This is a genomic window from Psychroflexus aestuariivivens (genome assembly GCF_004010055.1).
Taxonomy (GTDB): Bacteria; Bacteroidota; Bacteroidia; order Flavobacteriales; family Flavobacteriaceae; genus Psychroflexus; species Psychroflexus aestuariivivens.
On record NZ_RQVT01000050.1, the window covers coordinates 104,551 to 123,157 of the forward strand.

The 18,607-nt window shown below is 34.4% G+C and carries 18 protein-coding genes; 6 read left to right on the forward strand and 12 right to left on the reverse strand.

All coding sequences use genetic code 11. The features are described from left to right. Positions 1 to 211: 211 nt before the first annotated feature. The 3 genes from EIG86_RS09140 (at position 212) to EIG86_RS09150 (ending at position 3,460) form a co-directional block, all read left to right on the forward strand. The gene (locus EIG86_RS09140) at positions 212 to 1,096 is read left to right on the forward strand and encodes a mechanosensitive ion channel family protein (protein WP_127845866.1); all 885 of its coding nucleotides are present in this window, start codon (positions 212 to 214) and stop codon (positions 1,094 to 1,096) included. Positions 1,097 to 1,330: 234 nt separating this feature from the next. Further along, the gene (locus tag EIG86_RS09145; protein WP_127845867.1) at positions 1,331 to 2,623 is read left to right on the forward strand and encodes an aminopeptidase P family protein; all 1,293 of its coding nucleotides are present in this window, start codon (positions 1,331 to 1,333) and stop codon (positions 2,621 to 2,623) included. A 66-nt stretch (positions 2,624 to 2,689) separates the two neighbouring features. Next, positions 2,690 to 3,460: an alpha/beta fold hydrolase gene (locus EIG86_RS09150; RefSeq protein ID WP_127845868.1), complete on the forward strand. Its 771-nt coding sequence runs from the start codon at positions 2,690 to 2,692 to the stop codon at positions 3,458 to 3,460. Between the two features lie 2 nt (positions 3,461 to 3,462). Here EIG86_RS09150 and dgt read toward each other — a convergent pair whose 3' ends face one another. The 6 genes from dgt to EIG86_RS09180 all read right to left on the reverse strand — a co-directional run bounded on the left by dgt (position 3,463) and on the right by EIG86_RS09180 (position 8,076). Beyond that, positions 3,463 to 4,809: a dGTP triphosphohydrolase gene (gene dgt, locus EIG86_RS09155; protein ID WP_127845869.1), complete on the reverse strand. Its 1,347-nt coding sequence runs from the start codon at positions 4,807 to 4,809 to the stop codon at positions 3,463 to 3,465. Positions 4,810 to 4,865: 56 nt separating this feature from the next. Continuing rightward, positions 4,866 to 5,228 (reverse strand): YraN family protein, encoded by a 363-nt coding sequence (locus EIG86_RS09160; RefSeq protein WP_127845870.1) that lies wholly within the window; start codon positions 5,226 to 5,228, stop codon positions 4,866 to 4,868. 2 nt (positions 5,229 to 5,230) lie between these two features. After that, entirely contained in the window at positions 5,231 to 6,127 is an 897-nt protein-coding gene (locus EIG86_RS09165; protein WP_127845871.1) for a S66 peptidase family protein, read from the reverse strand. 113 nt (positions 6,128 to 6,240) lie between these two features. Then, the gene (locus tag EIG86_RS09170) at positions 6,241 to 6,801 is read right to left on the reverse strand and encodes a hypothetical protein (RefSeq protein WP_127845872.1); all 561 of its coding nucleotides are present in this window, start codon (positions 6,799 to 6,801) and stop codon (positions 6,241 to 6,243) included. 66 nt (positions 6,802 to 6,867) lie between these two features. Further along, a complete protein-coding gene (locus tag EIG86_RS09175; RefSeq protein ID WP_127845873.1) occupies positions 6,868 to 7,422 on the reverse strand; it encodes a hypothetical protein in 555 nt (184 codons plus the stop codon). A gap of 18 nt (positions 7,423 to 7,440) precedes the next feature. Continuing rightward, positions 7,441 to 8,076: a hypothetical protein gene (locus EIG86_RS09180; protein ID WP_127845874.1), complete on the reverse strand. Its 636-nt coding sequence runs from the start codon at positions 8,074 to 8,076 to the stop codon at positions 7,441 to 7,443. A 168-nt stretch (positions 8,077 to 8,244) separates the two neighbouring features. On the opposite strand from EIG86_RS09180, the gene metG reads away from it, so the two are divergent. From metG to EIG86_RS09195, 3 genes are read left to right on the forward strand one after another with little or no spacing between them, the layout of a single operon-like run. Next, complete coding sequence (gene metG / locus EIG86_RS09185) at positions 8,245 to 10,305, forward strand: methionine--tRNA ligase (RefSeq protein WP_127845875.1); 2,061 nt, start codon at positions 8,245 to 8,247, stop codon at positions 10,303 to 10,305. A gap of 45 nt (positions 10,306 to 10,350) precedes the next feature. Further along, positions 10,351 to 11,193, forward strand: coding sequence for a mechanosensitive ion channel family protein (locus EIG86_RS09190; protein ID WP_127845876.1), 843 nt, complete (start codon positions 10,351 to 10,353; stop codon positions 11,191 to 11,193). A 40-nt stretch (positions 11,194 to 11,233) separates the two neighbouring features. Beyond that, positions 11,234 to 11,956, forward strand: coding sequence for a hypothetical protein (locus EIG86_RS09195; protein WP_127845877.1), 723 nt, complete (start codon positions 11,234 to 11,236; stop codon positions 11,954 to 11,956). Between the two features lie 3 nt (positions 11,957 to 11,959). On the opposite strand, the gene tsaB is transcribed toward EIG86_RS09195, so the two are convergent. The 6 genes from tsaB to EIG86_RS09225 are packed head-to-tail and all read right to left on the reverse strand — an operon-like array spanning position 11,960 to position 18,454. Further along, entirely contained in the window at positions 11,960 to 12,622 is a 663-nt protein-coding gene (tsaB, locus tag EIG86_RS09200; RefSeq protein ID WP_127845878.1) for a tRNA (adenosine(37)-N6)-threonylcarbamoyltransferase complex dimerization subunit type 1 TsaB, read from the reverse strand. A gap of 11 nt (positions 12,623 to 12,633) precedes the next feature. Beyond that, the gene (locus EIG86_RS09205; RefSeq protein WP_127845879.1) at positions 12,634 to 14,085 is read right to left on the reverse strand and encodes a TolC family protein; all 1,452 of its coding nucleotides are present in this window, start codon (positions 14,083 to 14,085) and stop codon (positions 12,634 to 12,636) included. A 10-nt stretch (positions 14,086 to 14,095) separates the two neighbouring features. After that, complete coding sequence (locus EIG86_RS09210) at positions 14,096 to 15,217, reverse strand: efflux RND transporter periplasmic adaptor subunit (RefSeq protein WP_127845880.1); 1,122 nt, start codon at positions 15,215 to 15,217, stop codon at positions 14,096 to 14,098. A gap of 31 nt (positions 15,218 to 15,248) precedes the next feature. Next, positions 15,249 to 16,514 carry an ABC transporter permease gene (locus EIG86_RS09215; protein WP_127845881.1) on the reverse strand — a complete coding sequence of 422 codons (1,266 nt, stop codon included), beginning with the start codon at positions 16,512 to 16,514 and terminating at the stop codon, positions 15,249 to 15,251. A 1-nt stretch (position 16,515) separates the two neighbouring features. Beyond that, on the reverse strand, positions 16,516 to 17,760 hold the full coding sequence (locus tag EIG86_RS09220) for an ABC transporter permease (RefSeq protein WP_127845882.1): 1,245 nt from the start codon (positions 17,758 to 17,760) through the stop codon (positions 16,516 to 16,518). Further along, positions 17,753 to 18,454 (reverse strand): ABC transporter ATP-binding protein, encoded by a 702-nt coding sequence (locus EIG86_RS09225; protein ID WP_127845883.1) that lies wholly within the window; start codon positions 18,452 to 18,454, stop codon positions 17,753 to 17,755. The genes EIG86_RS09220 and EIG86_RS09225 overlap by 8 nt, the downstream gene beginning before the upstream one ends. Between the last annotated feature and the right edge of the window lie 153 nt (positions 18,455 to 18,607).

Below are 18,607 nucleotides of genomic sequence, written 5' to 3' on the forward strand. Positions count from 1 at the left end.
AATACCTTGTTTTTTCTGAAATTCATATAGTTCATTTTAATAATTTAAGATTAGCTCGGTCTATATGATTAACTTTAGCTGAATAAGAAAACTTTCAAATTCAAACTGACTTAGGTGAAATATTTCAAGACACAAAAAAGATAAAAGTTAAAATTCTTTGGAATAAAATGTTTTGGTAAATTAGAGGTTTCTTAATTTAATAAATAATTTTATGGATGGCTTTGGTGAAATAAATGATAATGTATTTCATTATTTTGAAACGAATTACGTTAACTTGGCGTTTACCCTATTGTTTTTGGTAGCAGGATTTCTGATAGCTAATTTTATCAAACATAGGATTAAACTCCGCTTAATTAAGAAATCACCAAATCAAATTACAGCTAATTTCATTTCACAGATTATTAGTTTTACTATTAAAACTGCTGTAATTTTAACCACTCTTTACTTACTTGGCTTAAATGCTTTTACTAATAAAGTTTTAGCAGGAGCAGGACTTTTAACCTTTGTAATTGGATTTGCTTTAAAAGATATTGGAGAAAACTTTTTAGCTGGAATTATTCTAGCCTTTAAAAGTCCATTCAAGCTTAATGATATGATTGAAGTGGATAAAATTGTTGGCTTTGTCAAGGATATCAACATTCGTGAGACACTCATCAAAACGCCAGACGGAAAGGATGTCTTCTTGCCAAACTCTATAATTCTCAAAAACCCTTTATATAATTATACGATCGATGGTTTTTTGAGATACGAATTTATAGTAGGTATAGCTTATGAAAATAATCCAAATTTAGCGATTGGTGTTATTCGTGACACCCTCAATGAGATAGAACCAGTTTTAAAAGGAGACAGAAAGCCTGCTATAGTTATTGATGAATTCGCTACAAACACTATCAATATAAAAGTTTTATTTTGGGTAAATACATTTATCACTAAGAAACGATCTCATCATATCAATATAAGATCCCATGTTATGGATCAAGTGATTGGCGCGCTAATAACAGAAGGATTTAGTCTGCCAGCCTCAATCGTTGAATTAAAAAATTACGACCAATCGAGTTCTTTAAATTTAAAATTAGATAATGATAAAGAAGTGTAAGTTTTAAATAATAAAATCATCAACTCTATGAAAATATTTCTTAAGGCTTAGACTATATCCAAGATTATAATTTTTATTCTAAAAATGTACGGGAAGACTTTTCATATGATCGATGAAGTAGGACTATCTTACGGCAGAATTCTAATGAACGAATGAAATCTCATATCAAAAAGCAATTCAAGCTGAACGACTTATTCAAATAGGTTTAATTATCTTTGAAAAAATTCAAAATTTATGAGATACGAACCTATTTCTTCAGATTTATTTATTCAAAATAGAAAAAATTTTATGAGTCAAATGTTGCCAAATAGTTTGGCAGTATTCAACTCCAACGACACTTATCCGATTGGTGCAGATAGCACAATTCCGTTTCAGCAAGACCGCAACATTTACTATTTGAGTGGTGTGGATCAGGAAGAAAGCCTTTTGGTACTTTTCCCAGATGCACCAGACAAAAAACACCGCGAAATTTTATTTCTAACTGAAACCAACGAACATATCGCTGTTTGGGAAGGTGAAAAACTCGACCAAGAAAAAGCACTTAAAACTTCTGGAATCAAAACCGTGTATTGGCTGAAAGATTTTCATAAAGTTTTCAATGAATTGATGGCACAATGCGACACGGTTTACATAAATACCAATGAACATTATCGTGCCGCTCACGCCACCGAAACTCGCGAAGATCGTTTCAACAAATGGCTAAGGGAAAACTATCCTGCACACCAAGTCTCAAAAAGCAATCCGATTTTGCAGCGTTTGCGTTCCGTGAAACACGAATTGGAACTCGAAGTCATGCAGAAAGCTTGCAATATTACTGAAAAAGCCTTCCGAAGAATCTTGAAAACAACCAAAGCAGGACGTTGGGAATTTGAGCTTGAAGCTGAAATTATGCATGAATTCCTTATCAACCGTTCACGAGGATTTGCCTACACACCAATTATTGCAGGCGGCAAAAATGCAACAGTTTTGCATTATATAGAAAACAAAGAAAAGTTGAAAGACGGTGATTTAATTCTTCTTGACGTCGGTGCAGAATATGCAAATTATGCAAGCGATATGTCTAGAACTATTCCTGTTTCAGGAAAATATAGCGACCGCCAAAAACAAATTTATAACGCCGTCAATAAAGTTAAAAAAGAGGCAACAAAAATGCTAGTTCCGGGAACAATTTGGAAAGATTATCACGTTGAAGTCGGCAAAATGATGACTTCGGAGTTGTTGGATTTGAAATTATTAGACAAAGCCGATGTTAAAAACGAAAATCCAGATTGGCCTGCTTACAAAAAATATTTTATGCACGGCACTTCACACAACATCGGGCTGGACACACACGATTACGGCTTGCTTCACGAACCGATGAAAGCCAACCAAGTTTTCACCGTAGAACCAGGTATTTATCTGCCAGATGAAAATATGGGCATCCGTCTGGAAGACGACGTCGTCATTCAAGAAAGTGGCGAACCAAAAAATTTAATGGGCAATATTCCTATTGAAATTGAAGAAATTGAAGACCTGATGAATTCATAAATTTATAATTATAATTATAAAACCAAACCTTGTTTCTTTTCTTTAGAAGCAAGGTTTTTTAAGCTTATGACATTCTATTATAAACAAAGCAAAATTCACTATTCAGCAGAAGGTGAAGGTGAAAACTTGATATTAGTTCACGGTTTTTTGGGAAATAAAAACATGTGGAAAAGTTTAGTACCAGAATTTTCAAAAACCTACCGTGTTTTCACGATAGATTTACCTGGACACGGCGACACCAATGCTATTGGCTACATCCACGCTATGGAAATGTACGCCGAAATTATTCAAAATTTGATGGCAGTGGAAAATATCAATAAAGCTTCCATGATCGGGCATTCTATGGGCGGGTATGCGGCTTTAGCGTTTGCAGAATTATTTCCAGAAAAACTCAAAAAATTAATTCTATTGAATTCTACATCTGCTCCCGATACTGAAATGCGTCAACAAGACCGAAATCGAGCCATCAAAATGATTCAGAAATTTCCTGATGCTTTTGTAAATATGGCAGTCAAAAATTTATTTCTACCCAAAAATCAAAAACGTTTTGAAACTGAGATTAATTTAGCAATTTCAGAAGCTAAAAAATGTTCGCAACAAGGCATCATAAACACATTGAAAGGACTTCGTGATAGGAAAGACAGAAGTTCTATTTTAAGTGAAATCAATGAAAAAACCTTGATTATTTTAGGTGAAGATGACCAGGTCATAGATATCGAAAAAACAAATGAAATCGCTGAAAAAAATCAAATAGAAGTGAAAATTCTACCCGGCGGTCACATGAGTCATATTGAACATCCAGACGTTTTGAAATCTTTGTGTTTAGATTTTTTATAAAATCATAAATCGCTGCCGGTCAATTTACGATAGGTTCTTAACGCGTTGCCGTCGGTTAAAGAAGCGACATGAGAACAAATATCAATCAACCAATCTTCGGTTTTGGATTCAGAAAAATCAAAATCTTTAAGGAAGTTTCTCAAAATTAATTCATCAAAATTATTTGCCGTTCCAAGTTGTTTATTTTCAACAGCAGTGGTAAAATCGTCCAAAATCTTGGTCAGAATTTTATAACCAGCGACTTCCTTGTCCAAAACCTCTTGACTTTGGTAAATTCGGTCAACACTAATTTTGATGATTTCTTCAATCTGTGCTTTGTACTTCGATTTTTCTAATAAAGCGGTATGAAATTCACCTTTCAAAATTTGATCTTCATTCTGCATGAAGATTTCAACAACGTCTTCTATGAGAACACCAATGGCTAAAGATCTGAGATAACTGATGCGGTTTTTTGTAGTCGTTAATTTTGAATATTTTTCTGTGTTGATGGTGTTCGAAACAATCTTGGACAAATATTCTAAGGCGAATTCCTCAGGAATCAAGCCTAAATTGATGCCGTCTTCAAAATCTATAATGGTGTAGCAAATATCATCAGCAGCTTCAACTAAAAAAGCTAGTGGATGTCTTTTGAAACGAAATTTATCTTCTATATCTGTCTGATCTAGGTCTAATTCATTGGCTAAATCTTCAAATATTTCTGCCTGCTGTTTGAAAAACCCAAACTTTTTGTCGGCCACATTTTTAGTTGGTTTCTGTGGCAAAGACGCTTTAGGATATTTTGTAAACGCACCCAAAGTGGCGTATGAAATTCGCAAACCACCTGGATTTCCATACTTTTCATCGGTCAATAATTTGAAACCGTTGGCGTTCCCTTCAAATTTCGACAAATCTTGATACACAAGTTCAGAAATTTCAGATTTGAAGCGTTTGCCATTCCCAAATTTAAAATAATCACCAATAGCACGTTCGCCACTGTGACCAAAAGGCGGATTGCCGATATCATGTGCCAAGGCAGCAGCAGCGACAATTGCGCCAAAATCATTGAAATGATGTCCTAAAGTCGCGCTTAGATGTGGGTGTTTTTCTAAAATCTGCTTGCCAACTTTTCGACCCAAAGATCGACCAACTACAGAAACTTCTAAGCTGTGCGTCAATCTGGTATGTACAAAATCTGTTTTGGATAACGGAATAACTTGTGTCTTGTCTTGCAAGCTGCGGAATCCAGCTGAAAAAATAATTCGGTCATAATCGACTTCAAACCCAAGACGTGTGTCATCTTGTTCTTTTCTGATTCTTTTGGATTGATCGCCGTAGCGTTTCAGCGACAGTAAAGATTCCCAGCTTGGCATAATTTATTTTTTTGGCAAATGTAAGGATTTTGAAGGTTTATCATTTTATAATTAAATTATTCAAAATAATAAAACGCATCTTCAAGATGCTCGATTTTCTTACCAAATTTGTTTTTAATAATTGCCACAATGTCGAATCGAACTTCCAAATCTAAATCCTTGTCATTGATATAAAAATCTACTGCTTTCACCAATCTTTTGATTTGTGCGGGTTTTACAAAATCTTGCGGATCACCAAAATCCGGAGTACTACGCGTTTTGACTTCTACAACCACTAAAAACCCTTCTTTTTGAGCAATAATATCTACTTCTGCCTTTTGATGAACAAAGTTGGTTTCTAAAATTTTGTAACCTTTATTTTGCAATAGTTGAATGGCATCTTTTTCGCCAGATTTCCCTAATTCATTGTGTTCTGCCATAACTAATAAATTAATGAAGCCTTTTGGTTTTCAATAGTTAAAGTTGCAGTTTGCCCAAAAATCAAAGCGCGATTGTCCTTAATATGACCTGCTGGGAAATCGAATACCAATGGAAAATCATAACCAGAAAGTGTTTCTGAAATAATTTCTTCGGCTGTTTGTCCAAAAGGAATAGAATTGTCGCGCATACTGGAGAATCCACCAACGATAATCGCTTTCACATTGTTGAAATAAGCGTTGCGTTTCAGATTTTGCATCATCCGATCGATGTGGTATAAATATTCATCCAAATCTTCTAAAAAAAGAATCTTATCCTGGGTTTCTAAAGCTGTTGAACTTCCGCAAAGCGAATAAATTACAGATAAATTCCCACCAACAATTTTTCCTGAAACTTTGCCGATTTTGTTGTATTTTGAAGTGGTTTCTAATTCATATTGAAGTGTTTTTCCAAATAAAACATCCCGTAAACTCTCCCGACTCTGTTCGGATTTTGTGTCAATTTGAATCGCCATTTGCGCATGTAGTGAAGCGATGTTCATTTGATTGACAGTCGCATGCAAAACGGTGATATCAGAATAACCAATAATCCATTTTGGATTGTTTTTGAATCTTGAAAAATCTAATAAATCCAACATTCTTACCGTTCCATAACCGCCTTTGGCGCACCAAATGGCCTTAATTTTCGGATTGTCCATTTGCTTTTGAAAATCTTCAGCTCTGGCTTCATCTGAGCCAGCAAATTGATGATTTTCTAAACCAATACTATCGCCAATGATTGGAACAAGTCCCCAAGATTTCAGCAAATCAATTGCCGGTTGCAAAGCCTCAAGTTTGACTTTCCTGGCAGTGGCTACAATGGCAACTTGATCTCCTTGGGATAAGGTTTTGGGACGTTTCATGCGATGATAAATTTATTTTAAAATATAAAACTAAGCATTTTTTTGTATTGAAACTAAAAACGCGATTTCTAAAAAGAAACCGCGTTTTTTGTGAAAATCAAAATTTTCATTTTTTATAAATCAAAACCTAAATTAAGTTGGAAATAAAATGGGAAAAAGCTACCATTTCCTTTGGTGTCAAAATAGTAAATAGGCCCCATATCAAATAGCAAGTGGAATTTCTCATTATAACTTCTTTGAAATCCCCAAGTTGGATTAATCACAAAATCGAAATCTGAAGTACGTTGAATATTATCTTTGATAGAATGTCCACGAGTTAAAATACGGGCAGACACAAAATTACCAGAATTGTTTTTTATGGATTTATCCTTATCCAAACGCTTGTTCAAGTTATAAAACCATTTGTGTTGAAGATCCAAAAAAGGAGCAATGACATATATTATTCCTGTTCCGCTACTTTCGTTTAAATCAGGATAACTGCCGCCGTAACCAACGCCTACTCCAGCAGAAAATGTAGAGAAAGTTCCAGTTGGCATTTCAAATTCAACACCAGGGTTAATCAAGTTGATTCTTAAAACTTGTTCGGTTTTATAAGAACTTAAACTATCTTGTTCTTGACTAAAAACAGAATAACCAAATAGAAGGAAAAAGAATATTAAAAGTATATTTTTCATTGTTTTTAAACTTTTAAAATAACTTCAGCCAAACTTATTTTAAAAGTCAGCGGCTGAAGTTTTTCATTATTCTGTGCTATCAATTTGTTCCAATTCACCTTTATAGTAAAAAGTGACATTTTCGCCTTCATTGTCTGTTCCAGTGAATTCTAATTCATAAGTTGGGTCAACACTTACTACAGTTAATGTACCTTCGACGATTTGTCTAGTTGTTCCAGTTTCATTTTCAACATCAAAATTTAATACTATGTCTGCTGCTTGAAATGTGTTCCCACTGATTTCATCAAAAGAAACTTTTTCATAATCTGTTTCTACTAAATCAAAAGGAGAGTTAACGTATAAATCCATTGAGATTGCAGTAACGACATCATCTTCTAAAGTTATTGGGTTGCCTGTTATTAAATTTGAACTGTACAGGTTTAGTACAAAATCGAAAATGCTACCTTCATAAGAACCTAAATTCTCTAGAGTTCCTGCTTTCAAGTTGTATTCATCATTGCCGATTTCCAAATAGCCTTCAGCTTCAATTGCTGGATTATTATTTTCTCCAGCATTATCATCGTCGTCGCTACAAGCAATAAATGCTATACTTAAGATTAGTAAACTCAATACTTTTTTCATTGTTTTAATTTTTTCAAATTAATACTGATTTTTAAAACTATTGAAAGTAAAGCCAAATCGGATATGCAAGTCTAAAATAGCACCGGAATCATTATTCAAATAAGAATCATAATTCAGATATTTTACATATCCTAAACCAAATCCAATTTCATATGTAACTCCCATTCCTGTATCTCTTCGAATGCCCCATTTTGGAATAAAAGCAACTTGGTCTATAGCTGAAATATTTGTGGCATTTGTAATTTTCATAAAATCTGAATTATACCGAATACTGAATGCCCAGAAATTTCCACTGTTGTTGGAGATTCTTCTACCTTTTTCTAAGCGCTCGTGAAAATTGTAATAAACTCTCGGTTCGAGTCTGATATCTGGAATAAAAAAGTAGAAATTATCAGAATTTTGAACGGTTTCCACAAAAGGGCTTTCACCAAAACCACCAATAAAACCAATTTCTGTACGCAAAGCCACTTGGTCGTGAAAAATTCGCCTTTCATTGGTAATCCAAGCACCTAAAAACCCTACTTGAATATCATAAATAGATTTTTCAACACGTGGCACATCATCACTTGAATATTTTCCTTCTTGAGCATTTGAATTTGAAATTCCAATAAAAAAGATAACTGGAATACAAATTATTGAGAGATATTTTTTCATTAATCTTAAAAACTTAAAGAGTTAAGCATTTCTTAAAAATATTTGCAAACATAACAATATATATGTACACAAAAAATAATTTTTCAATTCAACAAATTGAAGTTTAAACTGAAGTTAGAATTAATGCAATACACTTTATTACCTTTGTCACTTTCAAAATAAAAATTCATGAAAAATCCAAAACGATATACAATTACCGCTGCTTTACCCTACACGAACGGTCCGATTCATATTGGTCACTTGGCAGGCGTTTATGTACCAGCAGATATTTATACAAGGTATTTAAAACAAAAAGGTGAAGATGTTGTTTTTGTTTGTGGTAGCGACGAACACGGCGTTCCTATCACCATTAAAGCTAAAAAAGAAGGCATAACGCCACAAGATGTTGTAGACAAATACAACGCCATGATCAAGCAATCTTTTGCTGAATTTGGAATTCAATTCGATAATTATTCCAGAACCTCAGCAAAAGTTCATCACGATACCGCTTCAGATTTTTTTATGAATATGCATGAAAAAGGTAAGTTTATAGAAGAGACTACAGAACAGCTTTACGATGCAAAAGCCAATCAATTTTTAGCCGATCGTTTTGTGACTGGAACTTGTCCAAAATGTGGCAACGAAGAAGCTTATGGCGACCAATGCGAAAAGTGCGGTTCATCGCTGAATGCTACAGATTTAATCAATCCAAAATCTGCCATTACTGGCGATGTACCGAGTTTAAAATCAACTAAACACTGGTTTTTGCCACTCGATCAATATGATGGTTTTTTGAAAGATTGGATTCTGAAATCTCATAAAAAAGATTGGAAACCGAATGTTTACGGACAATGTAAATCTTGGATCGACGAAGGTTTGCGTGCTCGTGCTGTGACACGAGATTTGGACTGGGGCATTCCTGTTCCTGTAGAAGGCGGTGAAGGCAAAGTGCTTTACGTGTGGTTTGACGCGCCGATTGGCTACATTTCTTCAACAAAAGAATGGGCAGAGCGTGAAGGCAAAAATTGGGAACCGTACTGGAAAGATGAAGATACAAAATTGGTGCATTTCATTGGGAAAGACAATATTGTTTTTCACTGTATTATTTTTCCGTGTATGCTGAAAGCTGAAGGCAGTTATATTTTGCCTGACAATGTACCAGCCAACGAATTTTTGAATTTGGAAGGTCAAAAGCTTTCAACTTCAAGAAACTGGGCGGTTTGGTTGCACGAATATTTAGAAGATTTCCCTGGTCAAGAAGATGTTTTGCGCTATGTACTTACGGCCAATGCGCCAGAAACTAAAGACAACGATTTCACTTGGAAAGATTTTCAAACCAGAAATAACAGTGAATTGGTAGCTATTTACGGAAATTTCATCAACAGAGTCGTGGTCTTGACTAACAAATATTATGAAGGAAAAATCCCTGAGGCAGGCGAAATGACTGCAACAGATTTAAACGTGTTGGCAGACATTAAAACTTTTCCAGAGCAAATTTCAGAATCTATAGAAAAATACCGCTTTAGAGAAGCCCAAAGCAAAATGATGAATTTAGCTAGGTTAGGAAACAAATATTTGGCCGATGAAGAACCGTGGAAACTTCAGAAAACCGATCCTGAACGCACCAAAACTATTATGAATGTTGCTCTTCAAGTGGCTACGGCCTTAGCTGTTATCAGCGAACCATTTTTGCCATTTACTGCGCAAAAACTCAAAAATATGTTGAATTTCGAAGCTTTTACTCATCCATTATTATGGAATGATATTTCAAAATTAGAAGTTTTAATTCCGAAAAATCATCAAATCAATACGGCTACATTTATGTTTAGTAAAATTGAAGATGATATCATTCAACAGCAAATAGAAAAGTTAGAAGCTACTAAAACTGAAAACGCAGCTGAAGTCGTCGAACCGCAAAAAGAAGGAATCGACTTTGAAGATTTCACCAAATTGGACATTCGTGTCGGTACAATTCTGGAAGCTGAAAAAAAGGCAAAAACCAAAAAATTGATGGTTTTGAAAGTAGATACAGGAATTGACCAAAGAACCATTGTTTCAGGCATTGCAGAAGATTTCAAACCAGAAGATATTATCGGTAAAAAGGTTTCGGTGGTCGTGAATTTAAAACCGATAAAACTGAAAGGCACAATAAGTGAAGGTATGATTTTGATGACAAAAACCAAAGCTGGTAAATTGGCATTTGTCAACCCTGACGAAAATAATATTTCTAATGGCATGGCTATAGTTTAGCCCATATTTTATATATTTACGTGAAAAAATAATAAAAACTCATTTATGGATTCTATTTCTATCGACAGTATTTCTGAATATGCCAATTATTTTTTAGATAAAATTTTATCTTATCTACCAAGTGTAATCGCTGCACTTGTCCTTTTACTTTTAGGCTGGTGGTTAATTAAACTTATCGTTGGCAGACTGCGAAAAGTAATGGAAAAAAAGGAAGTAGATCCTGGAGTTCGTGGTTTTGCATTGAATATTATCAATATCGTTTTAAAGATTTTGTTATTCATAATAATAATCACAAAACTTGGCGTTGAAACAACTTCTTTTGCTGCAATACTTGCTGCTGCTGGTTTGGCGATAGGCTTAGCTTTACAAGGTTCGCTGTCCAATTTTGCCGGCGGTGTTTTAATCATCGTTTTAAAGCCTTTTAAAGTTGGTGATTTTATTGAAGCTCAGGGTGAGTCTGGAACAGTCACAGAAATTAGTATTTTCTATACTTTTTTGACCACTGTCAACAACCAACGCATCGTTATTCCAAACGGTCAACTATCTAATAACAAGGTTACCAATTACAGTTATGAGCCTACACGAAGAAATGTAATGACAGTCGGTATTTCTTATGATAGTGATATTAAAAAGTCTCGTGAAGTTATTTTAAATATTTTAAATAATGACGAACGTGTTCTGAAAGATCCAGAGCCTGTCGTTTTTGTTGGAGGTTTAGGAGATAATTCAGTTGATTTATCTGTTCGTTTCTGGGCAAATTTGGACGTTTACTGGGGATTGCATTTTGACACAATAGAAAAATTCAAAATAGAACTAGAAGACGCAGGAATTTCCTTTCCATTTCCACAACGCGATGTACATTTGTTTAATATGGATAAGGAAGATTAACTTGGAATGATTATTGATTTAAATTATTAAAATATATAATATGAAAACTATACTTACACTTTCGACATTGTTATTGTTCATCTTTAATTCTTCGGCTCAGCTTAATAACACTCTAAATACTGAAAGGTTAACAGAAGTTCAGATGTTTAGATTCTTGGATACAAAAAAAGGCAAGATAAACTTGAATAAAGTTGAAGGATCTCCATACCTGCAAGAACGTTTTATTTTTGGTAAAGTCATTGACACTAAAAATGATGAATCTTTTAAAGCTCCACTCAGATACAATATTTTCAAAGATCAAATGGAAATCAATATCAGTGATTATGAAGATAAAGTGAGTGTTTTAGATAGAACCACTCAATATGAATACGAAATTCAAGGCAAAAAATTTATCTTTTTGAAAAATGATTTTCTTTTTGAAAATGCAGATAATGGGTTTGTAGAATTAATAGGTAAATCAGGAGATGCTATGATTGTAAAAAGATATTGGCAAAAATTCACTCCTCAACAACCCGCTAGAACGTCTTATCAAGATCCGACACCAGCTAGACTTTCTACTGAATTTGACTATTTTATTTCGAAAGATAATGGTTTAACATTTGAAGAAATAGACCCACACAAAAGAAGAATTTTAGATTCTTTTGAGGATAAGAAAAGTGAAATAAAATCTTACATTAAAGATAAAGATATGAAGTTTAGAGGCGATGAAAAAGAAGTTGAAAATCAACTTCAAAGAGTAATTTATTATTATGACACTTTATAATAATTATCGCCCTGGCACAAAATCTTTCAAATAATAAGGTTCGAAATAAGCCACATCTTCAAAATCATTTAAATCAAACTTCCGTTGTGCAGCGAAATATTGTTCCTGTGCAGACGGAAGTTTTGTTTTGTAAAATATAGCGTTTGGATTTCTACAAATGCTTTCGAACTTTTCAACACCCGAACCTATAAAGTGAACTTGATGATTTTGAAGTTCTTCAGAATAAGAATCTTTATCCAAAATTTCAGCCTCTATAGACCGATATATCTCAAAATCTGAGGTGTATATTTCAGAATAGACTTCCATTCTTCTAGCGTCCAACATAGGAACAATTAGCCCTGATTCTATTTCAATCTGTTTCGCTAAAACCAAGAGCGTAGGTACAGAAATTAAAGGCTTGTCTAAAGCAAACGCTAAACCTTTGGCTGCAGAAACACCAATTCGTAAACCTGTGTAAGACCCAGGTCCTTTGCTTACCGAAATGGCGTCCAAACTTTCTAAAACAATATGGTTTTCCTTACAAACATCATCAATAAAGCTATGTAGTTTTTCTGCGTGAGAATATTCTACACTATTGAATTCTTTCAATGCAAGAATCTGATTGGATTCTCCAATACAAACAGAACAGTTCGTCGTTGAAGTTTCTAAGCAAAGTATTCTACTCAAAATATATAATTTTAATATTCTACAACTCGTATTCCAAAATACAATTCTAAGACTTTTAAATTGAAAATATAGTCGTATTTAGCATTGATTAATCTGTTTTGTGCGTTGGTCAGCCTGAATTTAGATTGGCTTAATTCAAAAGCATTAGACACGCCGACATTAAATCTTTGCTGTGCATAATCAAAAGCTAGTTGTTGAGATTCAACAGCTTTTTCTGCTGCCTCATAAGCTTTAGCAGCAGCTTGTGCATCAACATACGCTTGGTAGACATTAGATTCTAAATCCAATTCAGCTTGCTCTAATTGAAATTCTGCACGCATTGTGTTTACTTCTGCTCTTTTGATTTGATTACGCGTTGCAAAACCATTAAAAACAGGAACATTCAACTGCAATCCATAAGAAATCCCATCATTCCGCCACAATTGATCGATGAAAGGTCGTGGTGATATTGTTCTGAATCCTGTGGTGAAATTGTCTGCAATCACATCCTGCCCCGTTTCAGCAACTTGCCCGATAACTCTAGTTGGCTGATCTTCATCTATAGATGCAAATTGTTCAATTCTCTCAGCTCCTGTTTCTCTAGTATTATAATTGAAAAAACCACTGATAGAAGGATATAATTGTGTTTTGGCTATTTCAACATCTTTTTCTGCCAATTCTACATTTTGTTCAGCAAGTTTTACTTCATAACGTTCTTCTTTAGCTTTTGCAATAATTTCTTCTGGTTCATTATTCAAAATATCGGTGAGTGGCACATCATAGCTTTCATCGGCAATGTCAAAATTTCTATAGTCTTCGATTAGAAGTGTCTGAGCCAAATTGATTAAAGCGATTCTCACTGAATTTTCAGCAACAATGATTTGCTGTTGTTCGTCTGCATTTGTGGCTTCAATTTCAAGTAAATCGCCTTCAGGAGCTGTTCCAGCATCAACAGATTTTTGGGTTTGATCTATTTGTTCTAGCGTAACTTTGTTTTGTTCTTTCAACAAATCTACTTGTTGCTTGTTGACCAAAACTTGCAAATATGAATTTGCAACTGTTAAAGCAATATCGTCTTTCATTTGCTGAAGTGAATATTGCGCTGATAACTGCTCAAGTTTAGCTCGTTGAAGTGTTTTTAGGTTTCGTAAGCCATCAAAAATAGTCACACCAACAGTGGCGTTGAGGGACAAGTTTCTTGTGGTTTGATTTTCCAAAACACCTGTGGTTACATTCTGAGTCAAACCTGAGTTCCAGCTATTGCTAGCGCTTCCATTTAGAGATGGCAAATAGTTTCCGATAGCTTCACTCTTACTAATATCTGCACTTTCTTGATCTAGTTCAGATTGTTTGACGTTGATATTATTGTCAATGGCGTATTTTACGCAAGCTTCTAATGTCCATTCATCTGGCTTTTCTTGAGCTTTAGATGTGAGTGAAAAAAGTAAACTTAGAATAATAAAAATTGGTAAGGTCGATTTCATAATGTCAAATTTACATTCCACGTCTTGGGTTCTCACTTTCTTTTGCTCTATTCCAAACTTTAATTTCATCTTCTGTATTTATTCCGCTAATGACTTCTGCATAAATACCATCGCTGACGCCCAATTCAATATCGGTTCTTTCAAAAGTTCCATCGTCTTGCTTCACTTCTACATAAGGATCTTGAGTTTCTTTATCAAACTGAATTAACGACTCTTCTACAGCAACAACATCCTCAGCTTTTTCTAATATAATAGAAGCATTAGCACTTAAACCAGCTCTAATAAAAATATCTCTATCTCTTTTCAAAGTGCCCTCAATATCAAATTGAACAGCTCCATTTTCATCCACTCCTTTTGGAGCTATATAATCTAAAATAGCGTCGAATGTTTTGTCTTCTATAGCACCAATAGTGATTTCCAAAGGCAATCCAACTTCAAGTTTTCCAACTTCAGATTCATCAACTTTACCTTCAAAAATCATTTCGTCCACATTAGCAATCGTTGCAATTGTAGTTCCTTCATTGAAGTTATTTGCTTGAATGACTTGACTTCCTTCTTTTACAGGAACGTCTAAAACCATTCCTGAAATAGTAGATCTTACAGATGTTGTTGCTGCATCTCCAATAGCAGCGGTGGTTCCTGTTTGAATAATATCAAAATTTTCTTTTGCCGATTCTAGGTTCTGTTTTGCAACTTTGTAAGATGTTTCAGCTTGGTCGTATTCGTTTGCAGAAATCACCCCATTTTCATAAAGTTCTTTTTGCCTCTCGAATATTTGTTCTTCATTATTAAGATTGATCTTGGCGTTTTTAATTTGGTTTCTAGCACTGTTTAGGCTAGTAATATCAGGAACAACTTCCAACTTTGCGATCATATCTCCTATTTTGACAGTATCGCCTGCTTTAATGAATATTTTGTCAATAATTCCAGAGATGTTAGGCTTTATAGGAACTTCCTCTCTAGGCACGATTGTGCCTGTGGCTACCGTTTTCTTTACGATCGTTCTTTTACTAGCTTGTTCCGTTTTGTAGGTCACAGGGTCACTTTGGTTTTTCTGCCACAAATAGTAAAGTGCACCACCAAAACCTAGAATGATAGCAAGCAAAATGATAATTGTTAGAGTCTTTTTCATTGTATTAGGGTTGATTTTTAAATTATAAATTTTATTCTGTTCGTAATGCGTCTACAGGTTTTGTTTTAATAGCATTTTGTGCTGGAATAAAGCCAGCCAAAAGTCCTGAAATGACAAGAATTGATAATGCTATTAAAACTGATACTAAATCCACTGAAGGATTGGCAAACATCATTTCGGATGTGTCCATATTGTCTAAAGCCATATTAACAATTGCTAAAATTGAGGTGGCAAAAATAATTCCTGTCATTCCAGCAATTAAAGTTAAAAAAACAGCTTCCATCAAGATTTGTCCACGAATAGACCATGGAGAAGCGCCAAGTGCTCGTCTAACACCAATTTCTTGAGTACGCTCTTTAACAACGATTAGCATTATATTACTTATTCCAATGACACCTGACAAAAGCACCAAAATACCTACAAAATAAGCAACGAAATTGAGTGCTAAGAACAAACCATTGACTTTGTTGAACATCTCAAAAAGATCAAAATTTCCAACTGCACGATCATCATCAGGATGAATACTATGTCTGCTTTTTACTAAATCAATTACATCTTTTTTGAGATTAGTAATAGAATGGTTATCATCTGCGGTAATTGCCATCCAGCCTACATTATTGCTTCTATTGAAAGCTTGAGAAAAGGTAGTAAATGGGACGTAAATTTCTTTCTGAGCTTCTTCTGGGTTTCTGTTAGTGGTGCCTTTCTTTTTATATTTCCCGACTACCATAAAGTTTACTCCGTTGATTTTGATGTATTTTCCCAAATATTCTTCGTTAGCATCAAATAAAATATCGATTACACCTTGCCCGATTACAGCAACCTTCCGTTTATCTTCAATGTCGTTCATATTGATAAAACGACCCTGAGTAATGTCCATCGGTTCTTGATTGATAATGTTGGGATAATCACCATAAACATTGAACGCACCAGTTTTTAAACCACGAACAACATTATTAGCTCCTCCAAATCCGCCGAGTTGATTTCTGGGTGAAACATATTTTAAACCATTCACATTTCTTTCGATTGCTGGAACGTCATCAAGCTTGAAACTGTATCGTCTTCCTTTTGAAAATCCCTTATGTGAAATAGAAGTTGTTTGCGACCACATAAACATGGAATTTGTAGCAATTCCAGAAAATCCTTGTGTGACCCCGTTTTCAAGTCCATTGCCTGCGGCTAGAAGAATTACAAGAATGAAAATTCCCCAAAATACACCAAAAGCCGTCAAAACTGTTCGAAAAACATTCGAACTCAACGACTCTATTATTTCATTCCATTTATCTCTGCTAAACATATTATTCGTCTCTTAGTGCATCTATAGGTTTGATTCGGGCGCCTCGCCAAGCTGGAAAAAAACCAGCTACTGCTCCCGAAATAACTAATAATATAACGGTAGAAATAGCAACGTTAAAATCTACACTTGGGTTTGTAATAAATTCACTCTCTATAAAAGGACCAACAAATTCAAGTAGAAAAAGCGCAAAAATAAGTCCGAAAAATCCTGATATTGTAGTTACAAAAATAGATTCATGAAGCACCATTCCTACAATAGACATAGGTTGTGCGCCAATTGCTTTCCTGATGCCAATTTCTTTGGTTCGTTCCTTTACAATGATTAGCATAATATTGCTAACACCAACAATTCCAGCCAATAAAGTCATTACACCAACCCCCCAAAAAAACAAACGTATGATGTTATTCAAATCATAGAATTGCTTAGCATTCTCTAAAGAATTATTAATACTGATTGCAGAATCATCGTTTGGCGCAACTGTGTGTTTAGCTTTTAGATTTGTACTAACTTCGTTTACAAAAGCATTAGATTTTTTCAAAGCGACTTCATAATCATCTTCTTTAGGCAAAGTGAAAGCAAGATAACTGATATTATTTCCCCCACCGAAAACAGACTGTGCTGTTGTTATAGGCAAAAACAATCGAGTTTCTTCACGTTCTCCGCCAGGATCTGTGTAAACGCCAACAACTTTAAATTTCAGATTCGAAATTTCTACAAGCTTGCCAACCGGATCTTCGTCTTTAAATAAATCATCTCTAACTTTTCGACCGATGGCAATATGTTTTTCCTTATTTTTAAGATCGTTTTGATTGATAAATCTTCCTTGAATGATAGAAGCATTTTCCAAAAACTGATTATCAGGGTAAACACCTTCAATACGGTAATTTCCTGAATTGTTTTTATAACTTGCTAAGCTACCCCAGATTCTATACACCGAAGATTGATACTCTAAATTTTCTCCAAAATTTTCATCTATAAATTGATAATCGTCATTTTTTAATTGAATACGACGACCAGGATTCATGCCTTTGTATTCCACCTTAGTTACACCAGTGTAAATAGAGATTCTATTTGTCGCATCTTGTTCAAACTGCTCTTCTACCCCATTTTGCATGCCTTTGCCAACACCCAACAATATCACAAGAATAAAAATCCCCGAAGCCACAGAAACGCCTGTAAGAAATGTTCTAAGTTTATTCTTAGAAATAGTTTCAAAAACTTCTTGCCAACGTTCTATACTAAACATGTTGTATTGCTCTTACTTGTTTTGTTGGAGAGTCATCTATAATGACGCCATCTTTCAAGTTAACTATTCTTTTGGTCATTTGAGCGATATCCTCCTCGTGGGTTACCACCAAAATCGTTTTGCCTTCATCATTAATTTGCTGGATCAAATCCATGATTTCATAGGAGGTTTTAGAATCCAAAGCACCTGTCAACTCATCAGCGAGTAGAACCTTTGGATCACTTGCTAAAGCTCTTGCAATGGCAACTCTTTGTTTCTGTCCGCCAGAAAGTTCATTGGGTTTGTGGGAAGCCCAATCTGCCAAGCCAACTTTTTCCAAATATGACATGGAACGCTCCATTCTTTCACTGCGTTTCATGCCTTGATAATAAAGAGGTAACGCAACATTATCTAGAGCTGACTTATAATTGATCAAATTGAAAGATTGAAAAATAAAGCCCAGAAATTTATTGCGATATCTGGCGGCAATTTTTTCATTTAAATTTTTAATAGGCACGCCATCTAAAGTATACGAACCCGAATCGGCTTCATCCAACATGCCTAAAATATTCAATAAAGTAGATTTTCCAGAACCTGATGAACCCATAATAGAAACCAACTCACCTTCTTTAACATTAAAATTGATTCCTTTCAATACATGTAAGGAATTCTTTCCTATTTGGTAAGATTTATGAAGATCTTTAATTTCTATCATAGTGAATTGATTTACTAGACATATGACAACTGAATGATTAAAATGTTACAAATTGATTTGTTATCAGAGTGTTAAAATTTTAAAAAACCACTTTGAACTATATAAAACTTACATTGAAAAACATTCGTATTATATTTGCGTAAAAAATATAGT

Bases quoted from the DNA above. Each gene is read 5' to 3' on its own strand.
- EIG86_RS09150 (WP_127845868.1), top strand. From the start codon at position 2,690: ATGACATTCTATTATAAACAAAGCAAAATTCACTATTCAGCAGAAGGT.
- EIG86_RS09225 (WP_127845883.1), bottom strand. From the start codon at position 18,454: ATGATAGAAATTAAAGATCTTCATAAATCTTACCAAATAGGAAAGAAT.
- EIG86_RS09165 (WP_127845871.1), bottom strand. From the start codon at position 6,127: ATGAAACGTCCCAAAACCTTATCCCAAGGAGATCAAGTTGCCATTGTA.
- EIG86_RS09220 (WP_127845882.1), bottom strand. From the start codon at position 17,760: ATGTTTAGTATAGAACGTTGGCAAGAAGTTTTTGAAACTATTTCTAAG.
- EIG86_RS09215 (WP_127845881.1), bottom strand. From the start codon at position 16,514: ATGTTTAGCAGAGATAAATGGAATGAAATAATAGAGTCGTTGAGTTCG.
- EIG86_RS09205 (WP_127845879.1), bottom strand. From the start codon at position 14,085: ATGAAATCGACCTTACCAATTTTTATTATTCTAAGTTTACTTTTTTCA.
- EIG86_RS09140 (WP_127845866.1), top strand. From the start codon at position 212: ATGGATGGCTTTGGTGAAATAAATGATAATGTATTTCATTATTTTGAA.
- EIG86_RS09180 (WP_127845874.1), bottom strand. From the start codon at position 8,076: ATGAAAAAATATCTCTCAATAATTTGTATTCCAGTTATCTTTTTTATT.
- EIG86_RS09195 (WP_127845877.1), top strand. From the start codon at position 11,234: ATGAAAACTATACTTACACTTTCGACATTGTTATTGTTCATCTTTAAT.
- dgt (WP_127845869.1), bottom strand. From the start codon at position 4,809: ATGCCAAGCTGGGAATCTTTACTGTCGCTGAAACGCTACGGCGATCAA.
- EIG86_RS09145 (WP_127845867.1), top strand. From the start codon at position 1,331: ATGAGATACGAACCTATTTCTTCAGATTTATTTATTCAAAATAGAAAA.
- EIG86_RS09175 (WP_127845873.1), bottom strand. From the start codon at position 7,422: ATGAAAAAAGTATTGAGTTTACTAATCTTAAGTATAGCATTTATTGCT.
- EIG86_RS09160 (WP_127845870.1), bottom strand. From the start codon at position 5,228: ATGGCAGAACACAATGAATTAGGGAAATCTGGCGAAAAAGATGCCATT.
- EIG86_RS09210 (WP_127845880.1), bottom strand. From the start codon at position 15,217: ATGAAAAAGACTCTAACAATTATCATTTTGCTTGCTATCATTCTAGGT.
- EIG86_RS09190 (WP_127845876.1), top strand. From the start codon at position 10,351: ATGGATTCTATTTCTATCGACAGTATTTCTGAATATGCCAATTATTTT.
- metG (WP_127845875.1), top strand. From the start codon at position 8,245: ATGAAAAATCCAAAACGATATACAATTACCGCTGCTTTACCCTACACG.
- EIG86_RS09170 (WP_127845872.1), bottom strand. From the start codon at position 6,801: ATGAAAAATATACTTTTAATATTCTTTTTCCTTCTATTTGGTTATTCT.